At 38.7% G+C, this 7,806-nt stretch carries 6 protein-coding genes and 1 pseudogene; 6 read left to right on the forward strand and 1 reads right to left on the reverse strand.

Going from position 1 to position 7,806, the window contains the following annotated elements; all coding sequences use genetic code 11:
• Window positions 1-943: 943 nt before the first annotated feature.
• From VKJ25_RS05360 to VKJ25_RS05375, 4 genes are all read left to right on the forward strand, one after another.
• Window positions 944-2,086, forward strand: a complete 1,143-nt coding sequence (locus VKJ25_RS05360; protein WP_324235593.1) for a Re/Si-specific NAD(P)(+) transhydrogenase subunit alpha — start codon at window positions 944-946, stop codon at window positions 2,084-2,086.
• A gap of 179 nt (window positions 2,087-2,265) precedes the next feature.
• Entirely contained in the window at window positions 2,266-2,556 is a 291-nt protein-coding gene (locus tag VKJ25_RS05365; RefSeq protein ID WP_324235594.1) for an NAD(P) transhydrogenase subunit alpha part 2, read from the forward strand.
• Complete coding sequence (locus tag VKJ25_RS05370; RefSeq protein ID WP_324235595.1) at window positions 2,556-3,962, forward strand: NAD(P)(+) transhydrogenase (Re/Si-specific) subunit beta; 1,407 nt, start codon at window positions 2,556-2,558, stop codon at window positions 3,960-3,962. The genes VKJ25_RS05365 and VKJ25_RS05370 overlap by 1 nt, the downstream gene beginning before the upstream one ends.
• Before the next feature lie 528 nt (window positions 3,963-4,490).
• A complete protein-coding gene (locus tag VKJ25_RS05375; RefSeq protein WP_324235596.1) occupies window positions 4,491-4,790 on the forward strand; it encodes an RNA recognition motif domain-containing protein in 300 nt (99 codons plus the stop codon).
• A gap of 329 nt (window positions 4,791-5,119) precedes the next feature.
• Here the strand turns inward: VKJ25_RS05375 and VKJ25_RS05380 are convergent.
• Window positions 5,120-5,615, reverse strand: a pseudogene (locus VKJ25_RS05380) (transposase); the annotation flags it as partial.
• 534 nt (window positions 5,616-6,149) lie between these two features.
• Between VKJ25_RS05380 and VKJ25_RS05385 the strand changes: the two are divergent.
• Both VKJ25_RS05385 and VKJ25_RS05390 read left to right on the forward strand, forming a co-directional pair.
• Window positions 6,150-6,470 (forward strand): CU044_2847 family protein, encoded by a 321-nt coding sequence (locus tag VKJ25_RS05385; protein WP_324235597.1) that lies wholly within the window; start codon window positions 6,150-6,152, stop codon window positions 6,468-6,470.
• A gap of 8 nt (window positions 6,471-6,478) precedes the next feature.
• A partial coding sequence (locus tag VKJ25_RS05390; RefSeq protein ID WP_324235598.1) for an nSTAND1 domain-containing NTPase occupies window positions 6,479-7,806 on the forward strand: 1,328 nt, incomplete at its 3' end.

Consider the following 7,806-nt stretch of genomic DNA (forward strand, 5'->3'; position numbering starts at 1 on the left):
GCGTTCCCATTGGTCATCCCGTAAGGCATAACGTCTAGTCATTTAGAACATTCCTACTTATGTTATTCTTCATAAGCATATTATACTTTTAATGTCAACCTCTATAATTGATGACACGCCCTAGGAAGATGAATAAAAATAAAAAATGGATTATTTTATATATATTATAAGAGTTTATTAAGTTATATCTGTTTTGATGGCAAGTATTCATGATCTTTATCTTTCTCCTTACTGCCTATTGCCTACTCTCCTCGCCATTTCTAATCTCCCCTTAAGAAATAAATTTTTTTCCTTTTATTCAATCCTATCCGTTTTTAGGGAGAGGTAATTATCAATTATCAATTATTGAAAGATGTCTATGTTGTCAATTATATATAGGACTTACACGGGAGGAACCCGGTTTCTAGGATAAATCGTTGTTTTGAGCAGTAATAATCTACCCTCGTACCGGGTTTCTAGGTTCACGTGGCTTGAGTCCTGATCTAGATGCAATAACTTTATAGTAACCGGATTTTATATCAAATTATCGCCTTATAACTTTATACTATAGGTTGCAATAATCACAAATTTTTAGTATTAAAAGTTACAATTCTTCTCTCCATCTACCTTAATTCATAAGATAAGTTAAAGATAGCCCCAAGAAACGAAATATCACCCTAATAATTTTAGAAAGGAACCCATTAGTAAAAAACCATAAAATAGTTAGCTAACTCCAGCCAATTAATTTTAGCTGAATTGTCAACAAGCCTCACAATGATTGTCTGTAAATATTCTCTAGTGGTTTGAGATTAATAGGGCTGGCTGTTTCCCAAGTTACGCCTGTGAACTGGAGGGAGCCGACTCCCCAAGTTGAAACAGGAAGCAAGGATCTTTACATTGGCATTACCAAGTTTTGCCACAAGTGTATAGGTATTGTACCGCAGATGAAAAATAAGGAGAATTTATGAGAATAGCAGTAGCTAAAGAAACTCTGGTCGATGAATCTCGTGTGGCCTTAGTTCCTGATGTCGTAGCCAAGTTAGTTAAACAGGGGCTAGAAGTAGAAGTAGAAACAGGTGCGGGAGAAAAATCTTTCTTCTTTGATAAAGCTTACGAAGAAGCTGGAGCCAAGATAATTTCTGACAATGATAGCTTTTGGCGTGAAACTGATGTACTCCTAAAAATTGGGGTACTACAGGATTCAGAAGTTGAGAAATTAAAAGAGGGTGGTATTGTTATTACTTTTCTTAACCCTCTAGGCAACCCTACTATTGTACAACGTTTAGCTGAACGGAAAATAACTGCATTTAGTATGGAAATGATCCCTCGTACCAGTAGGGCGCAAGTTATGGATGCTTTATCTTCTCAAGCTAATATTGGTGGATATAAAGCTGTTTTGTTAGCATCCGCTGCTTTACCTAAGTTTTTCCCAATGTTGACTACCGCAGCAGGTACTATTAAACCAGCAAAAGTCCTAGTTATGGGAGCAGGGGTTGCTGGTTTACAAGCGATCGCTACTGCTCGTCGTTTGGGTGCGATAGTAGAAGCGTTTGATATTCGTCCAGAAGTTAAGGAACAGGTGCAAAGTTTGGGAGCAAAATTTGTAGATGTAACTCTCAAAGAAAGCACTGTTGCTGAGGGTGGTTATGCAAAAGAAATTTCTGAGCAAGCGAAACAACACACTCGTGAAGTTTTGACACAGCACGTTGCTGCTTCAGATATTGTCATTACTACTGCTCAAGTTCCTGGTAAAAAGGCGCCATTGCTAGTAACTAAGGAAATGGTAGACCAAATGAAACCAGGTTCAGTAATAGTTGATATGGCAGCTATACAGGGTGGTAACTGTGAATGTACTGAAGCAGGCAAAGATGTAGAATGGAATGGCGTGACTATTATTGGTCCTGTAAATTTACCAGGAACTATGCAGGTTCACGCTAGTGAATTATATGCTAAAAATATTTCTGCTTTACTCAAGTTAATGGTTAAAGATGGGGAATTAAATCTTAACTTTGAGGATGATATTATTTCTGGCGCTTGTGTCACCCATGATGGTGAAATTCGTAATCAAAGAGTAAAAGATGCTCTAGCTGTTGCTGTTGGTAGTTAAATAATCCTAGATGATTTATGAAGATTTAGGGGTTTGGTCTGAAAACTAAAGGGATTTGGAAACCAAACCCCTAGGATAAAAATGAGGAATGATTCAATAGTTGAAATAAAGTAAGATTAAACTTATTCCTTTTTCCTTTTTCCCTCTTCCTTCTCAAAACAATTAACTCTGAAAAAACTATGAGTGATACATTAATCGCAGCTTTATTTGTATTTGTTCTGGCATCATTTGCCGGATTTGAAGTTATTAACAAAGTGCCACCAACTCTGCACACACCCCTGATGTCTGGAGCAAACGCCATTTCAGGAATTGCAGTTTTGGGCGCACTAATCATCGCTGGTGACAAAGATTGGAATGTCACTGTAATTTTAGGTTTGATTGCTGTCGTTTTTGCTACTATTAATGTCGTTGGTGGCTTTTTAGTAACAGACAGAATGTTGCAAATGTTCAAGAAAAAGGAGACTGCATAATGACAGACTTTATACCAACCGGAATCCAGTTAAGCTACTTAGTAGCGGTATCTTTATTTTTCCTGGGACTGAAAAAGTTGGGTTCTCCAGCTACAGCCCGGAATGGTAATTTGTTAGCATCAGTAGGGATGTTTATTGCTATTGTGGCAACTCTACTCGAAAAAGAAGTTTTGAACTATGAAATGATTCTCATTGGAATCGTCATTGGTTCAATTATTGGAGCGATCGCTGCCTACAAAGTTGAAATGACTTCCATGCCTCAAATGGTTGGTTTATTCAACGGTTTGGGTGGCGCTGCTTCGGCAATGGTGGCAGTAGGAGAATTTTGGCGGTTTCTAGCTATTGCTGAGTCACCCCCATTACCTACAACTATTACCGCATTATTAGGTGTCTTAATAGGTGGCGTAACTTTTACAGGTTCTTTAGTTGCTTTTGCTAAACTACAAGGAATTATCAGTGGTTCACCTATCACTTTCCCATTACAGCAACCTGTTAATGCTCTCTTATTTGGTGGGTTTATTGCTGCCAGCGTTTATTTGTGTGTCACACCATTTAATTTACCAGTGTTTTTAGCACTAATAGGTGTGTCTCTAGTATTTGGGATCATGTTTGTGATCCCCATTGGTGGCGGTGATATGCCAGTGGTGATTTCTTTGTTGAACTCATTTTCTGGATTAGCTGCTAGTGCTGCTGGTTTTGTAGTGATGAACAATCTCTTAATCATCGCAGGTGCATTGGTTGGTGCTTCTGGTATTATCCTCACAGTTATTATGTGTAAAGGTATGAACCGTTCCTTAACTAATGTACTATTTGCTGCATTTGGTACTGGTGATGGTGGCGGTGCTGTTGCTGGTGCAGGTAGCAAAACTGATAAGGCAGTTCGTAGTATTGACTCAGAAGAAGGGGCAATGATGTTGGGTTATGCTCGGTCTGTGGTCATTGTACCTGGTTATGGTATGGCCGTTGCCCAAGCTCAACATTCTGTCCGAGAGTTAGCGGACCAATTAGAAGGATTGGGCGTTGAGGTTAAATATGCAATTCACCCAGTTGCTGGCCGGATGCCTGGACACATGAACGTATTATTAGCCGAAGCCAATGTCCCTTATCCTCAGTTATACGATATGGATGACATTAATCCTCAGTTTGACCAAACAGATGTGGCCTTAGTAATTGGGGCTAATGATGTAGTGAATCCAGCAGCTCGTGCAGACCAGAATAGTCCAATTTATGGAATGCCCATTCTGGAGGTTGATAAAGCAAAGCATACTATTGTGATTAAGCGCAGTCTCAGCACTGGTTTTGCTGGCGTGGACAATGATTTGTTCTATAAGGATAAGACCATGATGCTGTTTGGCAGTGCTAAGGATATGGTTGCTAAGTTGGTTTCCGAAGTTAAGCAACTCTAAAGCTTAAATGTAGCTTAAATGTAGCTTAAATGTAGCTTAGATTACTTAAATTTCAGTTTTTTGAGGTGGTTAACCCTGAGCAATGTTCACTGGTTAATAGTTCTGCAAGTTTGGTGGAACAAACCATTGTTCATTGTTTAGGGATTATTATTTATATGATGCTTACTATTAATCATTTCTTATAGGAATTAGGGAAAATGTCCTTGGTCATGTTGTAATTTTATATCTTATTAAGAATAGACATCTCCAAAAATAAAAAGTAAAATCAATTATTATCCATAAATTATCAATTCTTCTTCCCAGTTAAGTGTTCCCAGTTAAGTGTTCCCTCTTTTCTAGAGATATCTAATAGTATTTTTATAAAAGTGTTTGTATATTCACAGTATATTGTGTTAGTATGTAAGCGATAATGAGAATAAGTTCGGTTGCAATGTTTGTTTATATTGAGGGTCAATTTCCTGTCGTTATTGGCAAGCTTCTCTCCGAAGTCTAAATCTCTACATATCTCTAAAATTTGGGAGAAAATCTATGTCAATTTATGTAGGTAACTTATCCTACGAGGTCACACAAGATGACCTAAGTGAAGTTTTTAAGGAGTATGGTACTGTCAAGCGGGTTCAGTTACCAACTGACCGTGAAACAGGTCGTCCCCGGGGCTTTGGCTTTGTCGAAATGAGTACAGAGGAAGAAGAAACTGCTGCTATTGATGCGCTTGATGGTGCTGAGTGGATGGGTCGTGATATCAGAGTTAATAAGGCAAAGCCCCGTGAAGATAGAAAATCTGGTGGAGGTTACAATCGCAGAGGCGGTGGTGGTGGTCGCTACTAAATCATAGAAAGCTAATTATTAGGTTAAATTAATTCCTATAGTTGTTTAGTTTTGTAGAAGCAGGTTTGGATAAATGATTTGGTTTTCACCAAAATTTCTGACTCAAACCTGCTTCTATGTCAATTTTTCAGTAATAACTTTGTAGGGACGTTCTATCCAACGTCCCTAATTTAATGACTCGTTTTCTTTTCTCTGATTTCTTTCCGTAGATACGATAAATATTTATAGTAATGAGCGCTGGTATATTTAGGGCTTGTTCAAAAAGTATGAAAATAGTTGATTTTTTATTCAAATAAATCTGATAATAATTTTTTATTATTATAATCTGTTCAACCATAAGTTGAAATGATTAAACAGACTACAAAAATAGCTTTTTCTCCAAAAAAGTATAAAAAGAGAGAAAAAGCCTCTTTCAAGAGGGTAGAAAGATTGATTACCAAGAAAGCAATTGCGATCGCGGTCATGGAAGTTTTAGAAAGTTTTGCCATCACTTTCTCCAAACTAAATCCTCTTTTTGCTTGTCCGAATTTGCCCTGAATATGATTCCGTAATCTTTCATCTAATTGAGCTTGTTTCTTTTGTTCCTGATCAATATTTTTTGGTGGTCTTTCCAAAGGAGGGCTGCTGATTCTAATACCTTTCTCTTTACAGAATTGTCGGTTATTCTCTTGTTCTGTAAATTTGGTCTGCATGAACTGATTCTGGGTAATAACCTGTTGAATTTTTCAACTCTTCTACTTGAGCCTTTAAATCTCCTGATTCATTATAGTTATCCCAACTTATTCGGTGTAAAAATACATATCCATCAATACAACTTGCAGGGAGATTGAAGTGTCGATAAAATCATGAACATATACACATGTAACCGGATTTTATATAACATAAGTTACGATAAAATTACAGCAGATTCCGAAGTTATGAAGTTCAGAAATATTAATTATGGCCTGCTGAAAAAGTCTTTTGGTTAAGGTAGGGAGTAGGGAGTAATATGACGTTATAAATAAACCCACCTCTAACCCCTCCCAGGAGGGGAACTCAGGAGTCAACCCACCCCTAACCCCTCCCAGGAGAGGAAAAGCAGGAGGAAGTTTTTTTATCGCGCTCTGATCCGGACATGATATAAACCCACCCCTAACCTCTCCCAGGAGGATAAGTTAGGAGGAATGGGAGTTATAGAAGATTAGGGACGCCCTTATGCAACGTCCCTACGACTCCTGTCTCCTGACTCCTACCCCCACCCATAAGACTTATTCAGCAAGTCTTAATTATAAAGCTTTGTAGTGCGGGTCGGAAAGCCTGCGACTGGTGTACCTCATAAAAATGGAAAGTGCTGTAAATAAAAAATTTAAACTAATTATTATGAAGCAAATCGTAGAATTTCCTCTAGAAGATGGTGACTTTATTCTCATAGAAGTAGATGCACCTCCTCAACCAGTTGATGACCGTATTGGCGTAACAGACGATGTGATTCGGAAGGCTAATAAAAGCTTTGATTCGGCGATGGAAAAAATTAAACCTGTGGCTAATACTATTATTGAAAAAGTCAGAAGTATGAATCAACCTGCTGACGAAATAGAAGTAAAATTTGGAATTAAATTAAGTGCTGAAATGGGAGCAGTTATTGCTTCTGGAGAAGCAGAAGTTAATTATGAAATCACTCTAAAATGGCATCATAAATAATGAGTAAAATGTTTAAATTTGACCGCTCTATTGTCAGAATTTATTCTCGGTTAAACCAAGTCAAAGGAGCCGGTTTTTTAGTATCTGAAAATCAAGTTTTGACTGCCGCCCATGTGGTATCTTTGGCATTAAACGTCAATAGTAATACTTTGGAAATACCAACCACAGAAGTTAAGTTAGATTTTCCCCAAGTTGCACCAGGGAAATTTATGACTGCTAAAGTAATTTTTTGGTTGCCTGTTAATCCAGATAAAGCTTTAGAAGATATTGCTGTTTTGGAATTAACGACTATTCCTGATAATATTTCCCCAGTCCGGTTGATGACTTCTGAGGAATACTGGGGGCATAATATTCGTGCTTTTGGGTTTATCAGGGGTAAGGAATATGGTGTGTGGGCTAATGGGGTTTTACGGGATAGTAATGCTAAAGGTTGGGTACAACTAGAAGATACTGACCACAGTGGTTATGTTTTGGAGGAAGGTTTTAGTGGTACTCCTGTTTGGGATGAATTTTTAGAGGGTGTGGTGGGAATGGCTGTTGCTGCCGAAAAACAACGACTGGATGCTAGGGTAGCGTTTATTATTCCGACTAATTTATTGATGGCAGCATGGCCTCAGTTACAGGAGCGGTTAATTGCTAGTTGTCCCTATAAGGGTTTGTTTGCTTTCCAGGAGGGTGATGCTGCATACTTTTTTGGGCGGGAGGTGTTCACTGAGCAGCTTGTGGCGGCAGTGGCACAACAACAATTTGTGGCGGTCATTGGGCCTTCTGGTAGTGGTAAGTCTTCGGTGGTATTTGCGGGGTTGGTTTCTCGGTTGCGTTCTCAAGGGAATTGGCAAATTGAAAAGTTTCGCCCGAAAGCTTATCCTTTTGATGAGTTAGCCCGTGCTTTGATTCGTTTGAAACAACCGGAAAAGGAGGAAACTGGACAAGATATTGATGCTTTGCAACTTTCTAGCATTTTGGAATCAAAGGAGTCAACCCTATCAACTTGGTTATCGTCTATTTTAGAGAAACACCGAGGTAGTCGTTTGTTGTTGGTGATAGACCAATTTGAAGAAATTTATACTCTTTGTTCTGAGCAGGAAAAGTGTCTATTGTTTTTGGAAAGGTTGTTTAATGCAGTGGTTAATATTCCGGACTTGAGTTTGGTTATTACTCTGCGGGCTGATTTTTTGGAGTATGCTTTGTCTGACCGTTTGTTGGCGGATGCTTTGCAGGGTCTCTCCCCCAGCCCCCCTTTGAAAGGTTGGGAGAATATCTCCCCCAGCCCCCCTTTGAAAGGTTGGGAGAATATCTCCCCCAGCCCCCCTTTGAAAGGTTGGGAGAATATCTC

The organism is Okeania sp. (assembly GCF_035285525.1).
Lineage (GTDB): Bacteria > Cyanobacteriota > Cyanobacteriia > Cyanobacteriales > Microcoleaceae > Trichodesmium.

Excerpts from the sequence above, each read along its gene's own strand:
- VKJ25_RS05375 (WP_324235596.1), top strand. The coding sequence starts at position 4,491 with ATGTCAATTTATGTAGGTAACTTATCCTACGAGGTCACACAAGATGAC.
- VKJ25_RS05365 (WP_324235594.1), top strand. The coding sequence starts at position 2,266 with ATGAGTGATACATTAATCGCAGCTTTATTTGTATTTGTTCTGGCATCA.
- VKJ25_RS05370 (WP_324235595.1), top strand. The coding sequence starts at position 2,556 with ATGACAGACTTTATACCAACCGGAATCCAGTTAAGCTACTTAGTAGCG.
- VKJ25_RS05360 (WP_324235593.1), top strand. The coding sequence starts at position 944 with ATGAGAATAGCAGTAGCTAAAGAAACTCTGGTCGATGAATCTCGTGTG.
- VKJ25_RS05385 (WP_324235597.1), top strand. The coding sequence starts at position 6,150 with ATGAAGCAAATCGTAGAATTTCCTCTAGAAGATGGTGACTTTATTCTC.